At 36.1% G+C, this 24,791-nt stretch carries 14 protein-coding genes; all 14 read left to right on the forward strand.

Going from position 1 to position 24,791, the window contains the following annotated elements:
* Positions 1-139: 139 nt before the first annotated feature.
* The 14 genes from GTR01_RS09250 to GTR01_RS09315 all read left to right on the forward strand — a co-directional run bounded on the left by GTR01_RS09250 (position 140) and on the right by GTR01_RS09315 (position 24,780).
* On the forward strand, positions 140-2,953 hold the full coding sequence (locus tag GTR01_RS09250; protein WP_160137558.1) for a SusC/RagA family TonB-linked outer membrane protein: 2,814 nt from the start codon (positions 140-142) through the stop codon (positions 2,951-2,953).
* Positions 2,954-2,965: 12 nt separating this feature from the next.
* A complete protein-coding gene (locus tag GTR01_RS09255; RefSeq protein WP_160137559.1) occupies positions 2,966-4,381 on the forward strand; it encodes a RagB/SusD family nutrient uptake outer membrane protein in 1,416 nt (471 codons plus the stop codon).
* Between the two features lie 67 nt (positions 4,382-4,448).
* Positions 4,449-5,840, forward strand: a complete 1,392-nt coding sequence (locus GTR01_RS09260) for a glucoamylase family protein (protein WP_160137560.1) — start codon at positions 4,449-4,451, stop codon at positions 5,838-5,840.
* A gap of 188 nt (positions 5,841-6,028) precedes the next feature.
* The gene (locus tag GTR01_RS09265) at positions 6,029-6,730 is read left to right on the forward strand and encodes a prolyl oligopeptidase family serine peptidase (RefSeq protein WP_160137561.1); all 702 of its coding nucleotides are present in this window, start codon (positions 6,029-6,031) and stop codon (positions 6,728-6,730) included.
* 69 nt (positions 6,731-6,799) lie between these two features.
* Positions 6,800-9,127: a beta-glucosidase BglX gene (gene bglX, locus GTR01_RS09270; protein ID WP_160137562.1), complete on the forward strand. Its 2,328-nt coding sequence runs from the start codon at positions 6,800-6,802 to the stop codon at positions 9,125-9,127.
* A 95-nt stretch (positions 9,128-9,222) separates the two neighbouring features.
* Positions 9,223-9,612 (forward strand): hypothetical protein, encoded by a 390-nt coding sequence (locus tag GTR01_RS09275; RefSeq protein ID WP_160137563.1) that lies wholly within the window; start codon positions 9,223-9,225, stop codon positions 9,610-9,612.
* Positions 9,613-9,755: 143 nt separating this feature from the next.
* Positions 9,756-10,169 (forward strand): hypothetical protein, encoded by a 414-nt coding sequence (locus GTR01_RS09280; protein ID WP_160137564.1) that lies wholly within the window; start codon positions 9,756-9,758, stop codon positions 10,167-10,169.
* 665 nt (positions 10,170-10,834) lie between these two features.
* Positions 10,835-12,784 carry a right-handed parallel beta-helix repeat-containing protein gene (locus GTR01_RS09285; RefSeq protein ID WP_160137565.1) on the forward strand — a complete coding sequence of 650 codons (1,950 nt, stop codon included), beginning with the start codon at positions 10,835-10,837 and terminating at the stop codon, positions 12,782-12,784.
* Positions 12,785-13,259: 475 nt separating this feature from the next.
* On the forward strand, positions 13,260-14,879 hold the full coding sequence (locus GTR01_RS09290) for a T9SS type A sorting domain-containing protein (RefSeq protein WP_160137566.1): 1,620 nt from the start codon (positions 13,260-13,262) through the stop codon (positions 14,877-14,879).
* A gap of 11 nt (positions 14,880-14,890) precedes the next feature.
* Positions 14,891-18,373 (forward strand): hypothetical protein, encoded by a 3,483-nt coding sequence (locus tag GTR01_RS09295; protein WP_160137567.1) that lies wholly within the window; start codon positions 14,891-14,893, stop codon positions 18,371-18,373.
* A gap of 5 nt (positions 18,374-18,378) precedes the next feature.
* Positions 18,379-21,855: a DUF6443 domain-containing protein gene (locus GTR01_RS09300; RefSeq protein WP_160137568.1), complete on the forward strand. Its 3,477-nt coding sequence runs from the start codon at positions 18,379-18,381 to the stop codon at positions 21,853-21,855.
* Positions 21,836-22,240 (forward strand): hypothetical protein, encoded by a 405-nt coding sequence (locus GTR01_RS09305; RefSeq protein WP_160137569.1) that lies wholly within the window; start codon positions 21,836-21,838, stop codon positions 22,238-22,240. Before GTR01_RS09300 ends, GTR01_RS09305 begins: the two co-directional genes overlap by 20 nt.
* Before the next feature lie 163 nt (positions 22,241-22,403).
* Positions 22,404-24,332, forward strand: a complete 1,929-nt coding sequence (locus tag GTR01_RS09310) for an RHS repeat domain-containing protein (RefSeq protein WP_228452198.1) — start codon at positions 22,404-22,406, stop codon at positions 24,330-24,332.
* Positions 24,319-24,780, forward strand: coding sequence for a hypothetical protein (locus GTR01_RS09315; RefSeq protein ID WP_160137570.1), 462 nt, complete (start codon positions 24,319-24,321; stop codon positions 24,778-24,780). Before GTR01_RS09310 ends, GTR01_RS09315 begins: the two co-directional genes overlap by 14 nt.
* Positions 24,781-24,791: the final 11 nt, after the last annotated feature.

The raw sequence follows: 24,791 nt of genomic DNA on the forward strand, positions 1-24,791 counted from the left end.
ATATTTTTTGAATTTTTAAGATATGTTAACATGTTTCGGTTTTTTTTCTATTTTTGGCTAATGTCTTCATTTGAGAAATTGAATGCTTCAAAATGAGACAATGTTGAAAATCTGATTGTACGAATAAAATTGAAACTATATGAAACAAAGTAATGTAAAATATTCATGTCTCATTGCTGTTCTTTACTTCGGTATGAATGTCAATGCTCAGACTAAACCTAAAGATACTACTGCCAAAGAGCAGAAGATCGAAGAGGTGGTTCTGATTGGATATGGATCTCAGAAAAAAGAAAACGTGACCGGTAGTATCGGGGTCGTTTCTGCTAAAGATCTGGCTAATAAACCTAATGCCAATCCTCTTAGTTCTATACAAGGAAAAGTAGCTGGGGTTCAGATATTAAATTCCGGAGCACCGGGAGGCTCGCCAAGAGTGGATATCAGAGGTATTGGATCATTGACAGGTAAGACCGTTTTTATTGTAGATGGAATGATTACCGATGATATTTCTTTCTTAGGCCCTCAGGATATTGAATCTATGAGTATTTTGAAAGACCCTTCGAGTTTGGCCATTTATGGAGCAAGAGCATCCAATGGTGCTGTGATCATTAAAACCAAAACAGGAAGAGGAAAAAAACCGGTTTTCAATTTTAACTCCTATTTAGGAATTAAAACGGTAACGAATGTTCCTAAAATGGTTAATTCGGATCAGTATATACAGTTGTATAATGAGAAACTGATTAACGATAGTGCAATAGATCCTGTGTTTTTAGACAGATCGTCATATCCTGCTGATACCGATTGGTTTAAGCAAATTTTTAGAACAAGTATTATCAACTCTAACGATATTTCTGCTGCAGGATCGCTTGGAAAACTGAATTATTATGTAAGTGCAGGAAACCTACAGGATGAAGGAAACCTGGCTGCAGGACAAGGAATTAACTCAGGAAGCGGATTTAACAGATTTACTACCAAAGTGAATCTTAGTTATAAAATCACGGATAATATTACGATCGGAAACAATTTCACTTTTTCAAAAATGCGTACCGATAATGCGCTGAACCCTTTATTGGATGCTTATACAGCACCACCTATTAATCCGATCATCAATCCTTCTACAGGGGATTACCAATATTTTAAAATTCCTAACTCCAGAGCAAAATTAGATTTATACAGATCCCAAACCAGAGATGAAAGATTGTTGAATAATATCTGGGGAGAATATAAATTTTTGAAAGATTTTACTTTACGAATCAGTTATAGTACAGACAATATAAATTCGAATAAGTACGAATTTACTCCAACATTCTTGTATGCTCCTATTTCTGTGCAAACACCCAATAAATTGGTGACAAGAGATTCCAGAACGAGAAATTATATCTGGGATAATACATTAAGCTGGAAAAAAGGGTTTGGCAATCATAATCTAGAAGTATTAGCAGGTTTTTCCAGAACAAGAAACTCTTACTCTCAAGCCTATGCAGAAGCATTAAATGTAAACTACAACGGAAACAATTCTTCTCTGGATATTTCTAAGGGAACAGACATTTATCGAACAAATTTTGAATATAAAGGAAGAGATGTTATTCCGTATCATGATAGAATTCAATCTTTTTTTGGAAGAGTTAATTATGATTATGATGGAAAATACTTAGTGAATGCTTCGATTCGTAGAGATGGTACGTCTAAATATTCTGCGAATGACAGATCCCGTGTATTTCCGGCAGTAAGTGCTGGATGGGTGATTTCCAGAGAAAACTTTATGAGCCAGCAGAATGTTGTTAACCTTTTAAAATTAAGAGGAAGCTGGGGTAAACTTGGAAACCCGGATGTGCAGAGAGAATATACATTGAATACTACTATTCTTGATGCTGGAGCCTATTTCGGAAATTCCGGATATCCTGCACAAACAATAGACAGGGTGATAGATCCGAATATTGGCTGGGAAACCACAACAGGTAAAGATTTTGGATTGGAAATGGCCATGTTCAATAATAAACTTAAAATTGATGCTACTTACTTTGATAAAGATACCAAAGACGTAGTATATGGAATTGTTCAGGGAGCCGTTTCTGGTGCTTCTAACTGGAGTAACTATGTTACCAATGCTTATTCTTTTAATAACAAAGGATTTGAATTATCAGTCAGCTATGATGCTAAGATCAATGATCATATAAAGTTTGGGATCTATGGAAACATGACGACCCTTAAAAATAGAATTACTTCTGTAGCTAATAATTCTTATTTCAATGCAGGAGCAAGTCTATTTGGTAATTCGATCATTAGACTAGAAGAAGGACAGGCGGTAGGTTCTTATTATGGATATCAGGTAGTAGGTGTTTTCCAGAGTAAGGAAGAAGTAAATGCCTCTGCTGTTCAGAACGGAGCACAAGCCGGAGGATTTAAATTTGCAGATCTTGACGGAAATGGTGTAATAGACGTAAGAGATAAAACATTTTTAGGAAGTCCTATTCCAAAAGGAACGTATGGATTTGGATTGAATATGAATGTATACGACTTTGACTTCGCTATTGATTTCCAAGGTGTTTTTGGGAACAAAATTTACAATTACAACAGAGAGCAGCGTTATGGAAACGAAAGCTGGGATCTGGATTTCTATAATAACAGATGGCATGGTGCAGGAACATCCAATATGTATCCGATGGCAACCAATAACCAGGCTATTATTTTACCCAATAGCTTCTATGTAGAAGACGGAAGTTACATAAGAATCAGAAATATCCAAGTGGGGTATAACTTACCTACATCATTTGCAAAATCAATGGCTATTACCAAATTGAGATTATATGTAAGCGCTCAAAACCCTTGGACTAGCTTCAAATATAACGGATTCTCACCTGAAATCTTAAATACCGACAGAGTACAGATGGGTGTGGATAATAACATCTATCCAATTTCAGCAATTTATACTGTTGGGCTTAATTTAACATTTTAACAAGAAAGAATTATGAAAAAGATATTTTTATCAATCGCATTATTATCACTTGCAGCAAGCTGTAATGATTATTTAGATATAAAACAGGAAGGATATACGGAGGCTGCATCATTCTTCAAAACGCAGGATGATGCCATACAGGCAACAAGTGCTATTTATAGCTTTCTGAGAAGTTGGGAAAATTCGGCTTTTCCATATCAGTTTGTATTTGGAGTACCGGCAGATGATGTGGTTAAAGGATCTAACCCCGGAGATGCTTCTTTTATCAATGTATATGATAATTTTACTTATACTGTTAGTGATGAAGGGATCAGAGGATATTGGATCGGTCAGTGGCAAGGACTAAACAGTTGTAATCAGGTGATTACCAATGTTCCGAAAATTGATATGGATTCAGCCCTAAAAACAAGGTTGGTTGCTGAAGCAAAGATGTTGAGAGCATATATGTATTTTAACTTAGTAAGAATATATGGTGGTGTTCCTATTTTTGATGGACTTCAATCCAATTATAAAATTCCTAGAAACTCAGTAGAAGAAGTATATAACTTTATTATCTCTGATCTTACCAGCGCGGCAGCAATTCTTCCTCAGACCTATCCTGCTTCTGATTTGGGAAGAGTAACAAAAGGTGCAGCATTAGGCTTGCTTGCCAAGGTATATCTTTATAAAAAAGACTGGCAAAAAGCATATGATACCTCTAATCAGGTAATGGCGATGGGGTATGATTTAGATCCTGATTTCAACCATGTATTCAGACCATCAGGTGAATTTGGAAAAGAATCTGTTTTTGAAGTAAACTGTGATTGTATCCCTCCATTGAAAGGAAGTCAGTATGCAGAAGTACAGGGGGTAAGAGACCAGTTTGGCTGGGGCTTCTTTACTCCTTCAAGCGCTCTTGAAAATGCATTTGAACCTGGAGATATCCGAAAAGAACTGACTATACTTAGAAACGGAGAAACGACTCCGGAAGGAGATTTAATTGCGATGGGTGATCCTCAGTCCGTGACTACTTATAACCAAAAAGTATACGTACCAAAAGCATTGAATAAGAGTGCTTGTGGATACGGATCTATTCAGAATATCAGAATTTTAAGATTTGCAGAAATTCTTCTGATCAATGCAGAGGCCGCCAATGAACTTGGGAACACTGCTGCAGCGACTACGAATCTTAATAGAGTAAGAGCTAGAGCAAAATTAGCAGGAACTACTGCTGCAACACAAGTAGCTCTTAGAACCGCTATCTGGAATGAACGTAGAGTAGAATTAGCTATGGAAGGAGATCGTTTTGTAGATCTTGTAAGAACAGGACAAGCGGCTACAGTACTTGCTCCTTATGGATTCAAGACGGGGAAAAATGAATTATTCCCAATTCCATTTGATGCGATCACTGAAAGTGCTGGTGTATTTACACAGAACCCAGGATATTAACCAATAACCAAAAACTAGAGGAGAGTGAAAATTCTCCTCTAATTTTATAACCCATAACCCGATACCAATGAAAAGGACTCTATTATCAATTGCCGTAACTTCTTTATTCTTTACTTATTCTTGCAAAAATGCCCAGATTTTAAAACCGGAAACGGGTAAGAATAATGTAGTTAAAAGTACAGTCACAGACGAACAGCTAATGGATAAGGTGCAGAAGGATGCATTAAAATACTTTTGGGACTATGCAGAGCCCAATTCTATGCTGGGAAGAGAGCGTTACCATGAAGATGATATTTATCCGGATCATGATAAGCATGTGATTACCACTGGAGGATCAGGCTTTGGATTAGCAACCTTATTGGTAGGAGTGGAAAGAGGGTTTGTCCCAAGAAAAGAAGCCGTAAAAAGACTTACTCATATCATGGATTTTCTGGCTAAAGCAGATCGTCATAAAGGAGCGTGGTCGCATTGGATCAATGGGGAAACAGGTAAAACAGTTCCTTTCGGAAAGAAAGATAATGGCGGAGATCTTGTAGAAACAGCATTTCTTACTTCAGGGATATTAATGGTTCGTGAATACTTCAAAAATGGAAACGCAGAAGAAAAAGCATTAGCCGCAAAATGTGATGAACTTTGGAAAGGAATTCAATGGAACTGGTATACCAAAGGAGGAGAAAAAGTACTGTATTGGCACTGGTCACCGGAATACCAATGGGAAATGAATTTCCCACTTGAAGGCTATAATGAATGTCTGATTACTTATATCCTGGCTGCATCTTCACCTACTTATTCCATAGATGCCGAAACTTATTATAAAGGCTGGACCAGAAATGGAACCTACCTTACAGACAAAACAAAATACGGATTACCTCTGTATGTAAAACATAACTATGCCGAAGAATACGGCGGGCCACTTTTCTGGGCTCAATATTCATATATCGGACTTGACCCGACAGGATTATCCGATAAACTAGTGAAAAACTACTTTGATATTAATAAAAATCAAACCCTTATCGATTATAAATACTGCGTCGAAAACCCTAAACAATGGAAAGGCTATGGGCCAAATTATTGGGGACTAACAGCAGGATATACAAGAAACGAAGATGGAAGTACAGGCTATACCGCTCATATGCCAGGTAATGATAATGGAGTAATAACTCCTACAGCAGCTTTGAGTAGTTTTCCATACACCCCAAAAGAATCTATGGATTTTCTGAGATTTATTTATACTCAGAAACCTGAATTTATAGGTTCAGCAGGGCCTTATGATGCAACATCTATCAATTACAACAATTGGTTTACCCCAAGATATCTGGCAATTGATCAGGGAACAATAGCACCCATGATCGAAAATTACAGAACAGGATTTCTCTGGAAGCTATTTATGAATGCTCCGGAAATTCAAAAAGGATTGAAGAAGCTAAGCTTTCAATCTACAAAATATGGAATCAAATAATAAAGATATATCTCATTGATTTAGCAGGTGGCAAAGGTTTTATATGATCATTTAATCCCAGTAATTTGCTCAATCCGCACAATCTGCAATACAAATAAAAATAGGCAGCAGTCATATAAATGGGCTTTAGCCCATTTAAAATAAACAAAAACCAAATCCAATGGCTTTAGCCAAAACCAAATAACACTATGAAATTAAAACATATTCCCTTTTTATTGCTTCCGTTTTCCCTACAGCTGAATGCTCAGGAAATCAAAGCTGAATTGAACAAAGAGGTAAAACGTCAGGAGAAAATGTCCTATATACTGGATTATCCTCAAAATGTCAAAGGAAATGTCCCCTTGATCGTTTTTCTTCATGGCTCAGGAGAAAGAGGAAATAACCTTGAGTTGGTAAAAGCGCACAGCCCATTCACCTATAAAAATTTGATCAAAGAACCCGTAGCCATTTTAGCACCGCAATGTCCGGCAGATAGCTGGTGGGATACTGTCACAATATATAATCTGATTAAAGAAATTCAGAAAAAATATAAAATTGATGCCTCCAGAATTTACCTTACAGGACTTTCTATGGGCGGATGGGGAACTTTAAAGCTGGCGATGGAACATCCTGAGATGTTTGCCGCTGTAGTTTCAGTTTGTGCCCCTACAGATCAGGTGATGACCGCCAATATTCAACAATTTAAAGATTTGAATATGAAAATATTCCACGGAGGAATGGATGATATTGTATTGCCGGAAAATGCTTTTAAATTTTATCAAAAGCTTCACCCCGTGAATCCAACAGCAGAATTAGTGATTTTCTCGAATGATAATCATAATTCTTGGGATTCTACGTATTCAAATCCACAGTTGTACGAATGGATGCTGTCTAAAAAGAAAAATAAATAAAAAGACAAGTTCTCCATAACAAAAGAAAACGAGACAAAAATCAAAACAATAATATAAGAAGATAGATTTATGAAAAAGTTAATTGTACTTGCAACCCTGGCGCTTTCGCCGGTGTTTTCCGCTCAGGAAATGGTGGATAAGCCTGTACAGTCTTATCAGACTGCACAATATCAGGCCAAGAAGAAAGCCTTTGTAGACAATCTTTTATCTAAAATGACATTAGATGAAAAAATAGGGCAGATGAACCTTCCTACTTCCGGTGACTTTACGACCGGGATGGCTCGAAGTTCAGACATCGGTAAAAAAGTAGAGCAGGGATTAGTAGGCGGATTATTCAATATAAAAGGAGCTGATAAAATTAAAGCAGTTCAGAAAGTAGCTGTTGAAAAAAGCCGATTGAAAATTCCGATGATCTTCGGAATGGATGTGATTCACGGCTATGAAACTACATTTCCCATTCCATTAGGTTTAGCCGCTTCATGGGATATGAATCTGGTACAGCAATCTGCGAAAGTGGCGGCAAGAGAAGCTGCTTCTGATGGAATCAACTGGACGTTTTCGCCCATGGTGGATATTTCCCGTGAACCTAGATGGGGAAGAGTTTCTGAAGGTTCAGGAGAAGATCCATATTTAGGAAGCGAGATCTCAAAAAATATGGTATACGGTTATCAAGGGAAGGATTTAGCTAATGGAACCAATATATTAGCTTGTGTGAAGCACTTTGCACTCTATGGAGCAGGAGAATCCGGAAGAGATTACAATACCGTTGATATGAGCCATGTAAGAATGTTCAATGAATATTTTCCACCTTATAAAGCCGCAGTAGACGCTGGAGTAGCTTCCGTAATGGCTTCTTTCAATGAAGTAGATGGAGTTCCTGCAACAGGAAGCAGATGGCTTCAGACCGAAGTATTGAGAAATCAATGGAAATTTAAAGGGTTTGTTGTGACTGATTATACCGGGATCAATGAAATGGTAGATCACGGAATGGGAGATCTTCAGCAGGTTTCAGCATTAGCTTTAAAAGCAGGTGTTGATATGGATATGGTAGGAGAGGGCTTCTTAACAACCTTGAAAAAATCTTTAGCAGAAGGAAAGGTTACCCAGGCTGAAATTGATATGGCAGCCAGAAGAATTCTTGAAGCCAAATACGACTTAGGTCTTTTTGATAATCCATACAAACATGGAGATGCAAAATTAGCCGCTAAAGAAGTATACAACCTGGAAAACCGTAATATCGCAAGAAACGTGGCTGCCCAGTCAATGGTGTTGCTGAAAAATGAAAATCAGGTTTTACCTTTAAAGAAATCAGGAACTGTTGCTGTGATTGGGCCATTGGTTAATAATTCAATGAATATGGCTGGAACCTGGAGCGTTGCTACAAAACATAGCGTTTCAGTTAATTTAATGCAGGGGCTTCAGGCGAACTATGGAAAAGAAGTAAAATTCCTTTCTGCAAAAGGTGCCAACATAGATTATGATGCAAAACTGGAAGAGATCTACGCAGCACACGGAAAGAAAACCGACAGAGATAACCGTTCAAAAGAAGAATTGCTAAAAGAAGCCGTAGATGTGGCCAACAAAGCCGACGTAATTGTTCTGGCTATCGGAGAATCGGCAGAAATGAGCGGTGAATCATCATCAAGATCAGAAATCACAATCCCTCAATCGCAGGTAGACTTGCTTAATGAGTTAAAAAAGACCGGAAAACCCATTGCAATGATCCTTTTCACAGGTCGTCCGCTAGCTTTAACGAATGTGAAAGATGCTCCTAGTGCCATATTAAATGCATGGTTCCCTGGTTCAGAAGCAGGAAACGCAATGGCTGACGTTCTTTTCGGAAAAGTAAACCCATCAGGGAAACTTCCAATGACCTTCCCAAGAAGTTTAGGACAGATCCCTATTTATTATAATGCTAAAAATACAGGCCGCCCATTAGATCAGAAACTAGTGGATAAATGCGAATACCAAAGATTCCGTTCCAATTATATGGACGAGTGCAATACCCCATTGTATGCATTTGGCTATGGATTAAGCTACACGAAGTTTAACTACTCGGATATCAGTGTTTCCAATACCAATCCTAAGGGAGATCAGACCATTCAGGCATCGGTTACAGTAGCCAATACAGGAAACTACGATGGAGCTGAGGTGGTTCAGTTGTATATCAGAGACAAAGTGGGAAGTATTACAAGACCGGTAAAAGAATTGAAAGGATTCCAAAAAATATTTTTGAAAAAAGGAGAGGCGAAAAAAGTAACCTTCGATATCACTCCGGAAAGCCTTAAATTCTATAATGGAGATTTAAAATATGATTGGGAATCAGGCGAGTTCGATATAATGATCGGTACAAGCTCTGATGAGGTGAAGCTTTCAAAAATCAACTGGACAAAATAAAAAAATAAAAAAGTTATTCACGTTGATGTGTTTTATGTTTTTTTGGCATGGTTTTTATTAATACCTACCACAGTTATCATAATAATACAAAAAACATGAAAAAAACAATTTTATTGAGCGCAATGTTCCTTGGTACTTTAGTATTCGCACAAAAAACACCGGTATTAGGTGGCGATAAAGATGCTCATGGATGTATCGGTTCAGCAGGATATACATATTCACAAATCAAAAAAGATTGTGTAAGAACTTTTGAAGAAAAGATCAAATTAAAAGAAGTCGCTTCAAAAGGGGATTATATCGCTGCGGTTATTTTCAGCAAAGACAACAAGAAAGCTGAAGTTTTTGTTAAAGACGTTGAAGGTGGAAGTATAATTCTTACCAGAGCAGGGAAAGCAAAAGCTTGGAAAAAAGATGGTTATGTATTGACTCCTTTCAAAAAAAGCGGATATCAGCTTAAAAAGGATAATGTTGTAATTTATCAATAAAATCAGATTTTAAAAAAAAGAAGTCACTCGAAAGGGTGACTTTTTTTGTGGTATACACGCAATGGTTTTGAAACTAAGGATGAAATTAATATCTTTATTACCGAAAACACTTTTACCAAACTGAAAACATTAATAATTTAAATATGAAAAAACCAATTTTATTTAGCATGATGTTCCTAGGATCTTTATTTTTTGCTCAACAAAAAACTCCGGCTTTGGGGGGAGATAGGGATGTTCACGGGTGTATAGGCTCAGCAGGTTATACTTATTCTCAACTCAGAAATAACTGTGTAAGAGTTTTCGAACAGAAAATTAAATTAAAGGAAGTAAGTGCAGATAAAAGCTCTTCTACAATGACGGCAGTTATTTTTAGTAAAGACATGAAACGCGCCGAAATTTTCATTCCGGATGGAATGGCAAAAAGCATTATCCTTGAGAAAGAAGGAAAAGATAAAATTTGGAAGAGCGGTAGCCATATTAAAGAAAGTTATGTATTAGTTCCTTACAAGAAAACCGGTTATCAAATTAAAAAAGATGATGTAGTCATTTATCAATAAGATCAGATTTTTAAATAACATAAAGCCACTCGAAAAGGGTGGTTTTTTTATGAACTTACATTCCGGATTGTGACCATCTTCTTTTTTCGGGAGCTATATCCCGCTATCCACTCATACTCCTCGCGCCAAAACACTCTCCTGAGCGAAGCCAAAGAGCCAACCGCTTGCTGTGGGGTAACCGTTACTATCGGGGCTAGGAGATAAATGATAATATTGTTGTTAAGGTTCAATATTACTCATACTTGTGGGAGGATAGGGATGCTTTTTATATCTATTGAAGATCGTTTTTAGTATCAATTATCCATTGTCAATTGTCAATTATCAATTATCAATTATCAATTATCAATTATGTTGTTGCTAAGTTTCAACCTCTGCTTAGCCCTATCAATAGGGCTGGGCTTTAGCCCGGCCAAATCAAATAAAAATTCATCTGGCTTTAGCCAAAACCTATTTCTTAATTACATAAAAATAACACGACAGGTTCTGTCGCAACGCTATTGTAGATTTGTATAATCAATGAAGGATTACGAAAATGTAATGAAATATCCTCATTATTAGAAATATTTTATATTAAATCACATAAATATGACTTGTGTGACTTAAAAAAATAAAAAAAATCCTTCTGAAAAAAAATAAATGAAGGATAACACTTTAATCAAAGAAATATGAAAAATCAATTTTTAACTAAGAACACAATGGATGCTATGTATAACATGTGTTCTTGTGAACTAGATGATTTACAGGCTGGAGTTTATGCAGGTGTAAAGTTATTAGGCTATTATCAAAAAGGAGATACGCCAGCTCCAATTATTTATTATCCGTCTCCAATGGAAGTTAGACCTGATGATAGAGGAAGTGTAGTTGCTATTGGTACAATAAAGCTGGTGCACAATTTTATTAACATAGTAGATGTAAAATATTATGGTGTATTTCCTAATTTGGATGCTGATGATACAACCATTAGAATTAATAGAGTAATTAAAGGCTCTTGTCCTCAAATTTTTATTGGTGATGGGGAATATAAAATTGCTGGGGATGACCGTGAAACTAAAGTGACCGATTTTTTGCGTGATGCCGGAGGAATTGAAATGCTGGATAATAAAAGGCTGATAATGTCTGACAATTGCTATTTAATTCAAAGACCAACAAATAAGGAGCAGTATAATGTGATTCGTGTATACAATAAAAAGAATGTTTTTATAACAGGAGGTAATATCTTAGGCGACAGATATACTCATACAGGAACTGAAGGAGAATGGGGATATGGAATAGCAGTATCTGGAGGAAGTGATATCACTTTAAAGAATATTAAAATTAAGGATTGCTGGGGAGATGGATTAAATATTCAACATTATTATGATAAAAATAATATATTACATTTATTAAATGGGCTGACAGCTGATAAGATTATTTCATCCAATAACAGAAGGCAGGGAATGTCTATTGAAGGTGGAGAAAACCTTTATTTCACAAATTGTGCGTTTAATAATAGCAATGGAACCTCTCCTGAATGCGGTGTGGATATAGAACCTTGGGATACAGGTTCTATTGTAAGGAACGTTGTATTCGATAATTGTGAGTTTTTAAATAATAATCATGCTGGATTGCTGGCAGGGGGTCATGCAAAGGTCTCGCATATAACAATTCAGAATTCTAAAGCATCTGGTAATAAAATTCCTTCTACCAGTGGGGGACAGATTAGTTCGTATAGAAATAATAACAATATCACTATTAAGAACTCAGTACTGGAGGGCAATGCAAATAGTTTATATGGCGTATCTCTTTTTAATTCTGAGGATTCGCAAATAATAGGTAATACTTTCAAAAATTGTATGTTCAATAATCAAGGCTTAAAAGGAATGAAAAATTTAGTCATTCGTGATAATAATGTCAGGTTTTTTGATGATTTTGGAGGGGTTGCTGATATTTACTATTCTAATTCAGACAGGCTATCTGACGAGAATGTAAACCATGAAATAACCAATAATACCATACTTAATGATAATGTCGGAATCCGTTTATTCCTGTACTTTTACGTAACCAAGAGTATCATTCAAAATAATCTGATTTCTAATTATGCGCTTGTTGAATTGAAAGGAAAACATAATGTTTTTGAATCCAATCAATTGCATGATGCAAAATATTTATCTCTCAATATTAAAGAGAGTTCTGACTATTTGGTAATCCGTGGAAATATAGTGAGCGGATGTGCTGCAGGAGATCAGGGAAATTCTTTTATTAATGTTGAAAAATCTGATAATTTGTTGATTTTAGATAATATTATCTCCAAAAAATCTTATTACACAGGAGCTGTAAGCCCATATACTAACGCTTTCTATATCAATCCATCTATTCAGAATATGGTTTTTAAAGGAAATACTCCATTAGAGTTGTCAAATTTTAATACTACTGGCATGCCATCAGACAGTCAGAACACTATTGTGTTAAATAAAGCAACTAACGAATATAGTGGAGCACTCAAAAGCTCAGCAGCATCAGGAGACACTGCAGGAGATGCAGGTAGTAGTTATTCTCAAACTGAGGTACAGGCAATTTTAGCTGAACTCAGAGATCTGAAATCTAAACTTAGAGTAGCAAAAATATTAGCAACTTAAAAAATCTTATATAAATTTTATTATCGAGCTTCTGGCTTGTGTTTCTGAATATTAAAACCTTGCAATAGCAAGGTTTTTTTGTGTTTTGTATGCTCCAAGAACCAAGAAATGTTTTCATTAAATATATATCGGAGTTAGTTTTTTTAGCATCAATTGACAATTATATTGTTGCTAAGTTTCAACCTCTGCTTAGCCCTATCAATAGGGCTGGGCTTTAGCCCGGCCAAATCAAATAAAAATTCATCTGGCTTTAGCCAAAAACTATTTCTTATTACATACGGGTAACACGACAGCTTCTGTCGCCATGCTGTAGTAGATTTGTAGAATCAATGAAGGATCATGGGATCTTAATGAGATTTCCTACTATTTGGAAATATTTTATATTAAATCACATTAAAATGATTTGTGTGAATGAAAAAAAGTTAAATTTGCGCAAATTTGAAAAGCTAATCATTAAACTCAAACAAACACGAGAATGAAAAAGATTTATCTCAGTGCATTGACAATATGCACGGCTCTGGGGGTGTCTGCCCAGCATGTTCTCTGGCAAAAAGATATCCAATCCTCCACTCAGGATTTTCTAAGTCAGGTGACAACAACAATCGATCAGCAGTATCTTATTACAGGAAGCTCAATACAGTCAGAAAGCGGGAAGCTGGAGGCTGGCAGTAAGCAAAACAACGGTTACGATTTCCATTTGGTTAAATTAAACCAACAAGGAGAAGAAGCCTGGGAAAAACATTTCTCAGGAAATAATCATGATTACTTGTCAGCGACAGTCAGTACTCAGGATGGAGGGTTTCTTCTGGCTGGAACATCGTATTCCGGCAAAGGACTAGATAAGAAAGATGATTCTAAAGGCGGATCAGATATCTGGTTAATCCGAATCAATGAATTTGGCGATGAAATCTGGCAGAAAACATTAGGAAGCGCTTCGGATGAAGAAGCCAAAGCAGTAATTCAGAGCACAGATTTAGGTTTTTTCGTTGCCGGAAACATACAAAACTCTTCCAAAGGCTATGGTTCAAAAGATGTCTGGATCATCAGGCTGGACAAAGATGGAAAAGAACTGTCTCAGCTTGTATTAGGCGGAAAAGGCTTAGACGAAGTAGAGAAAATAATTCCGACGAAAGATGGCGGAGCATTATTGGGAATTTATTCAAGGAGTTCCGGGGTGCGAGATTCGGGTTCCGTATCAACCGTTCAAAACTTGAATCCTGAACCTCGTACCATAACCCCCGTATCCCGCATCTCGAAACAAAGCGAAAACTTCGGTGAAGGCGACTATTGGATCGTTAAATTGGATAAAAACGGAAAAGTAGAATGGGAAAAGAACTATGGTGGTAAAGCAGACGATCATATCAGAACGTTGGCCTTAACTTCAAATGGTTACATCATCGGCGGTGAATCCCGTTCCGAAAGATCAGGAAACAAAACTGTCGGGATTGAAGAAGGAACAGACCTTTGGCTCATTGCTCTTAATGAAAGAGGAGATGAACAGTGGCAAAAATCCTACAATTTCAAGAACCGTGATATCCTGATGGGAATGAGTGTGATTCATTCAGCGGATGACAAATCTTCAAAGGGAATTTTGTTGGGCGGCTATACCCAAGCAGAAGGAAGAATACAAGAAAATGACGAAACTTTCTGGATGCTTTATTTGGATGGAAATGGAAGCGAGCAATGGCGAAAGCATGTGAGCGGCGAATCCAGACAAAAAGAAGAAAGACTTTCGGACTTGAAACTCAATAGGGACGGTTCTATCGTTTTAGCCGGAACAAGTGCCAAGGAATTGGGTAAAGAAAATTGGAAAATTGTAAAGCTGGGTGATAAGCAAGTGAATGATCTAATTGAAAAATACGATATCAAAATCTATCCGAATCCGGTATCCGATTATGCGTATGTAGAAATCGGCTTTGACTTCAAGGATGCTGATATTATGTTATATGATATGAGCGGAAGACAACTTCAGAACTTTAAAACGAAAAACAGAGTGACCAAGATGAATACCCAGGCTTTGGTACAGGGAGCATATTTGGTGACAATAAAAACGGATAATAACAAAACAGCGAATGCAAAGCTGATCAAGAAATAAAAACATTAATCATGAAGAAAGCTATTATTTGTGTAGCCATTTTGTCTGCTCATTTTTATTCTGCTCAGGAAACCTCTAAGGGAGCTCCAAATTCTGGATCTGGAATAGAGCTTCCCAATATAGATCCTCCTTCACCCGAATCCTCCTTCAGAACACAATTTGGTAATTTGGAAGCCAATGAATTTAAAGGAAATCCTAATGTCAATATTCCGATTCATACAATCTCGGATCATGGATTAAAACATACCATATCTTTAAAATACGGTAAAGCTGGGGTAAAAGTAAATGATACTCCCAATACCTTAGGAATGAATTGGATATTGGAGGCAGGTGGAGTCATCAATAGAACTATTTATGATAAAGCAGATGAATTTGGATATGAAAGGCTTTTATTAAGTCTTAATGATCTCTCCCATTTGTACAGCCAACAGGGTGAAAGCGATCTTGTAAAACTCACCAAATATGGTTCTGAACAGTATGATCATCAACCTGATGTTTTCAGTTTCTCTTTCCCAGGCTATAGCGGAAGCTTTTATCTTGATGCTAATTTCGAGCCTGTTCTTCTAACTCAGGACTACAATCTCAAAATTGAAACAGTAGGGGCGTTCAAGGATAATCATACTTTTATCATTACCACTTATGATGGTACAAAATATACTTTCGGAGGAACTGGTGCTACCGAAAAGACTCATGTGAGGCTTAATGGGGGCTTAAGTGGTGAGACCAGCTTTTTTCTTACCAAAATAGAGAATGTGATCGGAAATAAAATTGAATTTTCATATTCTGAAATGAGATCTAATGCTACTATACTTGGTATAAGTGAACAACAGTCTTTGGATACGCGACTGATGGATGAAGGTCCTGCAGGTGATGGGAGTACATCATCTCCTTTATTGACTCCCTACAGCCAATCAATTAGAACGCTCAATATAACAGATCCTAAAATACTATCCCAGATTAGTACAGGAAGCGAAAAAATTACCATCAATTATTCAACGGATCCTTCAGAAATTTTTCAAAAAATAGGAAATATTGTGGTGTCAACGGTAGCTAGTTCCAATATTATCACCAACCGTACTATAAATACAACAAATGTCAAAAAAATTGTATTTGATTATATTAATAATACTGAAAGTGATCGCCAAAAGAAGCGTTTTTTTCTTGAGAAAGCAAAAGAGTATGCCATCAAAGGCAATCAGGAAACTTTTGTACAAGAACATAAATTTGAATATGATGATCCTCTTGGTCTGCCTTCAAGATTATCTAAGACAACTGATTATTTAGGGTATTATAATGGAACCAATAATGGAAATACTTCACTACCCAATTTGAATTTGTTTGGAAATACATATAACCTGTTTAATAATAGTGGTTCTTATTACGCAGACAAGTTACCCCGTTTTTCCTATGCTAAGCTAGGAACATTGACTTCTATCACTTATCCAACGAAAGGAAGAACCGTTTTTGAATATGAACCAGAACAAGCAAGAGAATCGGTAAATGTAAAAGCAGAACACTATGTAGCTATAGGGAATGCACAACCTATTTTTAATGATGAAACATTGATTGATTATGATCTGGTAGAAGCAAGACTTCCTTTGTCCTATGAAGCGATAAGTACATTTGATGCTTCACAAGTTACAGGAAATCAAATACAGATAGAACTAAAGCTGCATTCAAATGATTCTGTAAATTGGGGAACAAAAGGAAAGGCTCTGTTTACTCTTGTGGAAGCTTCTACAGGACAAACGGTATATACAAAACAAATATTTTTATCCAAGAATTATAAATACATAGGGCTTACTGACAATTTAGTTATAAGTGGTACCACATATATGATGAAATTCAAAATATTGGATGATTTATGTAAAGAATGCTCAGCCACGGCACTCATCAGGTATAATGCAAAGGATAAATGGAATATTATTGATAATGGAAATGTCAGATTGAAGAAACAATATGATATATCTGAAACTGGATCTACAAACATTAAAAGACTTTACTATAGCTCTTATAAAGATATCAATAATATAACTAAGATTCCATCTCAGTATAAACCGGAATTCAGATCCTACAGGTTTGATCAAAAAGTATATGCTCCTTGGACTGACCCCAATTCTGCTCCTCCTGCTGGTGATACTAGAGTGGGTAGTTTATTTGAAACTATTTTTCATTCGGAACCTCAAGTTTCAATGATGAATTTTGATTCTTTAGAGAATACTGGAGCTTTATATAGTATCTATGATCCAATATATCCTAATGTAACAATCAGCTATGGTGGGGATCAATTTGAAAAAGGTGGTGAAGAAAAAACATTTTCAATACAACCTTATGAATATAACAGCTATACTTTCAGAACTCCTACGGTGGATGGGATGTATACCAACTCTTTAAGTGATCTTAGTATGATCTCTTTATCTGCAGAGAATTCTCTATTTTGGAATGTCCCATTAGGTAATCTTAGCGGGAAACTCTTATCTCACAGAATATTTAATAATAAGAATGGGCAGCTTTATTTGAGGAATACCGTAAAAAACGAGTACGGGCAGGATCTGAGAGGGGTTATATCGAGTGTTACAGGAGTTACGCTTTTTCCACTTGTTTTCATACAACCAGGAACCAATGTAGGAACTTATCTTGGTAATATGTACATTACAGCATACAGACTTCCTTCGTATTCATTTACCCTTGACAAAAGCATCTCTAAAGAATATCTGGAAGATGTTCCTTTGAGTACTGCAGATGATACTCCTTATAAAAAAATAACGACAAGTACAGATTACCTGTATAATAATCCTGATCACCAACTGTCAAAGAGTATCACTTCATTCTCTGGTGCTGGAATCCAGGAAACATCTTATTTGTACGCCAGAGAAAAAGGCAATCAGAAGTTGATTAGTGCTAATATGTTGGGAATTCCTTTGGAGACAACCGTGTCCAATAAGCAGAATCTGACTGATTCTGGAAGTGTCATTTCTAGAAATGAAACCAAATATGATAATCTTGCTAATCTATTACCAAGTTCATTAGTGTCTTACGGAATGCAGAATCAGGTTCCATCCACAGAAATAACGTATGATAAATTTGATTCCAAAGGCAATCTTCTTCAGTATACAACAAAAGATGGTATTTCCACAGTAATTATCTGGGGATATAATCAAACTAAGCCTATTGCTAAAATAGAAAATATAACACTGGAAAATATCTCCCAATCATTGATCGACAGTATTGTGAATGCCTCAGATTTGGATGCAGCAGCCGGAGTGAATAATGATGAAACGAATATACTCAATGCTTTTAAAACTTTCAGAGCAAATTTACTAGGACATCAGGTGACTACCTACAGCTATGATCCATTAGTAGGAGTAAGAAGTATCACCCCGCCATCCGGGATAAGAGAAAACTATGTTTATGATACAGCCAACAGGCTTGAAAAAGTAGTTGATGCCAACGGAAAGCTTTTGAAAGAATTGAAATACAATTATAAAAACTAAAACCGATGAAAAAAATAATAATCCCCATAAGTGCCCTCCTTTTGATGGGTACTATAAAAGCCCAGGTTCAGCTGCCTAGCGGTTTAGCCGGATCTTCCACTGAAAATTATGTTTATACCAGAACCTATCTGGAAGAGAAAACCCAGAGTGATCCTGCTGCTAAACAAGCTCAGACTGTTCAGTATTTTGATGGTCTGGGAAGACCCAAGCAGGTAGTGAATGTAAAAGCATCTCCCCAAGGAAAAGACGTGGTTATTCCTATTGAATACGATCCGTTTGGCAGACAGGTCAAAGACTATTTACCCATACCTCAGTCAGGAACGCTGAATGGAGCAATCATTCCTGATCCGTTATCCAGTGCTACAAACTCTTATGGCTCCGAAAAGATCTATTCTGAGAAAGTATTGGAAAAATCTCCCTTGGACAGAATCTTACAACAGGTTCAGCCAGGTAACGACTGGGCTAATAAACCTGTAGGATTTGGATATGAAGCCAATCTGGCTAATGAAGTATACCAATATACCACCAAGGCGATATGGGAGAACGGAGCTACCAAGAGTGAGTTAAGCTTATCTCCTGCTACCTTCTATGCTCCCGGAACATTATATAAAAATACGGTCACAGATGAAGACGGAAATCCAACAGTGGAATTTAAGAATGGAAGAGGGCAGACCTTGTTAGTAAGAAAGGTGAATTCTACTGAAAATGCAGATACTTATTATGTGTATAATGAATATGATCAGTTAGCCTTTGTTATTCCTCCCAAAGCAGTCAACAAAGGGACAGCAGAATCATTACTTAATGATCTTTGTTATCAGTATCGCTATGATAGCAGAAACCGTTTGGCAGAAAAGAAACTTCCCGGTAAAGGCTGGGAATATATGGTGTATGATAAAGCTGATCGATTAGTTTTAACTCAGGACGCTAATCTGAGAGAGAAAGGGCAGTGGATGTTTACCAAATATGATCAGCTATCACGTCCAATTTATACAGGAATATTAGACAGCCCACCGGGAAGAGTTCAACAGGCTTCTGTAATCGAAGGGCATGGTTCCAATAGTGAAATCAGATCCGTAAATAGCTGGAATAATAGTGGGATAGATGTTTTCTATACCAGCAACAAGGCTTACCCTACCAGTAATTTTAAGCTTTTAAGTGTCAATTATTACGACACTTACCCCAGCTATAATTTTAATCCTCCATTTCCATCAACAATTCAGGGAGAGGCTACTTTAACGGAAACTATGTCTTCAGAAGGCAGAAGTACCAAAGGACTTCCTGTAATGAGCCTGGTAAAGAATATTGAAAATGACGGCTGGACAAAGAATTACACCTATTACGATACCAAAGGAAGAGCGATTGGAACACATTCTATCAATCATTTGGGCGGATATACCAAGACAGAATCTAAACTGGATTTTGCGGGAGTAGCTCAAACCGTTATTACCAAACATAAAAGACTGGAAACAGATTCTGAAAGAGTGATCACAGAGAATTTTGAATATGATCATCAGAATAGATTGTTGGTTCATAAGCATCAGGTAGATTCTAATCCTGTAGAAATCCTTACCCAGAATGCATATAATGAACTTTCCCAGTTGGAATCTAAAAAAGTAGGTGGAGTTTCTTTAGGTTCTTCGCTTCAACAGATTGATTACAAGTATAACATCCGTGGCTGGATGACCCAGATTAATGATCCTTCGAATCTTAATGGAGATTTATTTGGATATAAAATGAAGTATAACAATCCAGCATCAATAATAGGCAGGTTTAATGGTAATATTACAGAGGTCGACTGGAAAACCTCTACAGATGGTATTTATAGAAGGTACAATTACAGTTATGACAGCTTAAACAGAATGTTTCATGCTTTTTATAGTAAACCAGGTTCAACAGTAGAAATTACAAGTGCTTATAACGAATGGCTGCAATATGACCTTAATGGTAATATTATCCGGTTAGATCGATATGGGCAATCAGATGGTAATAATCCTATACAGATAGATCAATTATATTATACCTACCAAGGTAATAGATTAGCTTCTGTATCAGACGCATCCGGGAATTTTTCGGGATATCCTATCGGTGGAAATCCTATAGCTTATGATGCCAATGGTAATATGATTGATCATTTAGATAAAGGAATTAAAGAAATCAAGTATAATTTTCTGAATCTTCCAATATTTGTGGGTGATACGTCAAATATAATGGGAAATAATACATCTTATTTATATAGAGTAGACGGGACTAAAGTGAGGAAAATATATTCTTACTATAAACATGGGAGCTTTGGAGATGTAACTTATACACAGAATATTACAGATTATTTAGATGGGTTCCATTATGTTTTAGAAGGAGTAGGATTAGGGTGCTTGGATTGCCCACCACCTTCACCAAATCTACAATTTGTACCTACATCAGAGGGGTATTATGATTTTTTAAAAAATACCTATATTTACAATTACCTGGATCATTTAGGAAATGTAAGAATGAGTTACCAGAAAGGAACTACAGGAACAGAGGTTATTGAAGAAAGTAATTACTATCCGTTTGGGTTAAAGCATGAGGGATATAATGCTTCACTTGGAAATCCTGCATATAATTATAAGTACAATGGTAAGGAGCTGCAAGAGAATGGTATGTATGATTATGGAGCGAGGATGTATATGCCAGATTTAGGAAGATGGGGAGTTGTGGATCCATTGGCAGAGAAGATGACAAGGCATAGTCCATATAATTATGTATTCAATAACCCTGTAATGCATATTGATCCAGATGGCAGAGAACCAGATATTCCTGGAGGACCTAAGCCTAGAGTTTTAGCCGTATTCTATCATGGAGGACCTACCGGTGATGGTAAAATGAGAAGTAATACCAAAGATGCTGGGGGAGCTGGTACTAGATATAATGCTACAGCTTCTTATGCTAGATCATTGGGGATGGATTTTAAAGGAGCTATGATATCACCAGCATTAACACAAGGTGCAGGGGTTGAAACAGGAAAAGAATTTTTAGAAAAAAACTACCAAAAGGGAGATGTAGTTCTAGTATATGGTTATAGCTATGGTGGAGATAATGCTGTAAGTTTGGCTGAGGAAACACCTAATGTTCCTATTGATACTATGATAATTGTTGATAGCTCAGATGGACCATTGAGAGGCTTAACTGTAAATACTTCTATTTCAGATAATGTGAATTCAGCATATGTTTTTTATCAAGAAAACAATTCTGGTGCATCCAGTTCATCAAGGGCTTCAGGCTCTTCTTCGGGTTCATCTAGCAATAGTAGTAATAGGAGTGATGGTGGGAGTAGTAATTCTCCAGGTTCGAGAGGTTATAGACATACTTCTGAAGGAAAAGCAAAAGTTACAAATATAAAACTTAGTGGGAAAAATTTAACACATGGGAATATTCAAACAAAAGCAGGTACTCATATTCAAACAGCAATAAATAAAAGATTAGATGAAGCAAACAATAGGTAAATTATTAATAATAGTCCTTGTTATAATAAGTTTAGCAAGTGTATATTTTTTCATTTATTACTATAGTAACCAAGATGTAAATGATGTAAAGGTTGAAGGCTACGTTTTAGATTCTAGTAATTCTCGACCATTGAAAGATGTTAAAGTGACAGTTGTAAATGATAGATATGAAAGTGATAATGGATATAAAAACTATGATGAATATTTAGGCCAAGATAAAATACAATTAAGGACTGATTATAGGGGATATTATTCTACTATTTTGAAAAAGAGTGCTTATGTATATATATATATAGAAAAAGATGGTTATAAATCTATTGAAGAAAAAGGACAACAGGCACAAAAATTAATTGTTTTTAAAACTAATATGGATAAAGTAAAGTAGATTTGATGTTGAGAATTTGGACATATAATAATTGTTTAATGTTCTTTGCTCTCCCCTGGTGATGTGAGCTTCCAGCTCGTGTCTTTAAATAATAAAAAACCTTACATATTGTGAGGTTTTTGTGTTTTTATTCTTGTGAGAGACTCCAATCCTGTAGAAATCCTTGCCCATAATACTTTCCCAGCTGACAAATAAAAAAGTAGGAAACAACCTTCAAAGTATTGATTATGCTTATAATATTCGGGGTTGGATGACTACCATTAATCAAAATGAAATGTCACTTCCGGATCTCGGAGGGAAATTATTTTCTTATAAAATAAAATACAACCAAGTAGAAGGACTTACCAATCCGGATCCGGCACAGTTTTCAGGGAAGAATGTGAAAGCCAGGTACAATGGAAATATTGCAGAAGTAGATTGGAGAGCCGTGGAATCTCTTGGAGCCAATCCCTTATCTACCCCTAAAAGATACGGTTATGCCTATGATGGTTTAAACAGATTGACTGCAGGATATTACCAGAACCCCACCAATGCCTGGAGTAAGGAAAATACGGAATCTATAGACTATGACCTGAATGGGAATATCTCGAAAATGTACAGAACCAGTATTGTTGAAAATAATAATATTGCCACTGTTATTGATGAACTTAACTATATTTATTCCGGGAATAAACTTACCAATGTTCATGATACGAAAAATAATCCCTCCGGGTATGAAGGCGGGGGCAATACCATTACCTATGATCTGAATGGGAATATGGAGAATATGAAGGATAAAGGAATTAGTTCCATCGCCTACAACCATCTCAATCTTCCCAATAAAATGAGTATACTTCAGTCCGGAGTGGGTCTTACTTATTTATATGGAGCCAATGGTATAAAGCTTCAAAAAGTGAACTCCACTATTGAATGTGGTATTATAGATTGTTATACCGTGAATGCTATATCAGATTATTTGGATGGTTTCCAGTATTTGAGTACTTCAACCAGCAGAGGTAATGGCGGAGAGACCGAATTATTGTCCAAAAGCCGGGAAATGTCTAAAGCCATGGAAATACAGGCTTATGCTCTTAATGATACAATTCAACCTATTGATCCTGGGATTCATCCACCCATTGGAGGAGGTGGAATTGTAATGAGATTAAAGGATAATGATTTATCTTTTTTCCCCACCGCAGAAGGGTATTATGATTACAAAAAAGATCAGTATATTTACCAGTATAAGGATCATCTTGGCAACGTGAGAATAAGTTTCGGAAGAAACAGCAAAGGCGCTCTTGAGATTACAGATGCTAATGATTACTACCCTTTTGGAATGAACCATTTGAAGTCAGGATATGCATTTTTTGGACAGAGTACTTATAAAAACTACAAGTACCAAGGACAAGAGTTACAAGAGACAGGTTTTTACTCATTTAAGTGGAGGAATTATATGCCAGATGTGGGAAGGTTCTTTAATGTTGACCCTTTATCTGAAAAATATGCCTATCAATCGCATTATAACTTTTCTGAAAATAGAGTTATTGATGCGAGAGAGTTGGAAGGGCTTGAGGCAGTAATGATCAATAAAAATACTATGGAATGGAGGGTGAAAGTAGATAATAAATTAGGGAAAGATTATAGTAAAACACTTTTAAATGATGCAGCATCTATTCTAAGCCAAAATGGGTTAAAAGTGAATATTATCGGAGATCCTAATGCAAAATTTACTTTAGAATTAGGAAAAAGAGTAGCAAAGAATACTGAAGACGGAGTTTCTTTTGTTAATGGTGAAACTGATCCGGACGGCAATATATATGATGGAACAGTTAGGTCTCTTGATAATCCAAGAACTTTAGCTCATGAGCTAGGGCACAAGGCCAATCTTCCTCATATTTTTGATGAAGAAAGTAAAGTTGAAAATACTTCTGAAAATAAAAAAAATCTGATGAATTCTGGGGCTAATACTATTGAGCCTTTACAAGATACGACTGGAACGAATCTAACTTCTTCTCAAACAACAGATATGATAAACCATATTAATATAACCAATGAAAATAGAGAAAAGAAGGAAAAAGAACAACTAAAAACAAATCAAAATGCAAATCCATAACAAATTATTTTTTTTATCAATTTTATTAACTCTAAGCTTTGTCTCATGCCAAAGCAAAAGAGTTGTCAATTCAACTTTATATGAAAATTTAAATGCAGAAAAGAAAATGGAAGTGGACGAGTATCTTTCAGATGCAAAAGATATGATACCCAAAAAAGAATCAGAGATAGTTTTAATGTTTCAATACAATTGCTTTTTTGAGGAAAAGATGATAATTAATAATTTCTATACAAAAGAATTTCCAAGAACGAATAAAATTCACTACGGGCAAAGTATTGTGAATTTTTCAAAGAACTTAGGTAAAATTAATATTAGTTTATCTTCGGGAAAATCTTTTTCTATATTACAGAAAAAAGGATATGATTATATAACAGTTTGTTATAATAAACAAAATGAAACTATTTATATCCATTATTACAACTTTCCCAAAATGTTAATGGAAGAATAACTCCATTTGGA

It is taken from the genome of Chryseobacterium sp. c4a, from assembly GCF_009900745.1.
In the GTDB taxonomy this organism is placed as follows: domain Bacteria; phylum Bacteroidota; class Bacteroidia; order Flavobacteriales; family Weeksellaceae; genus Chryseobacterium.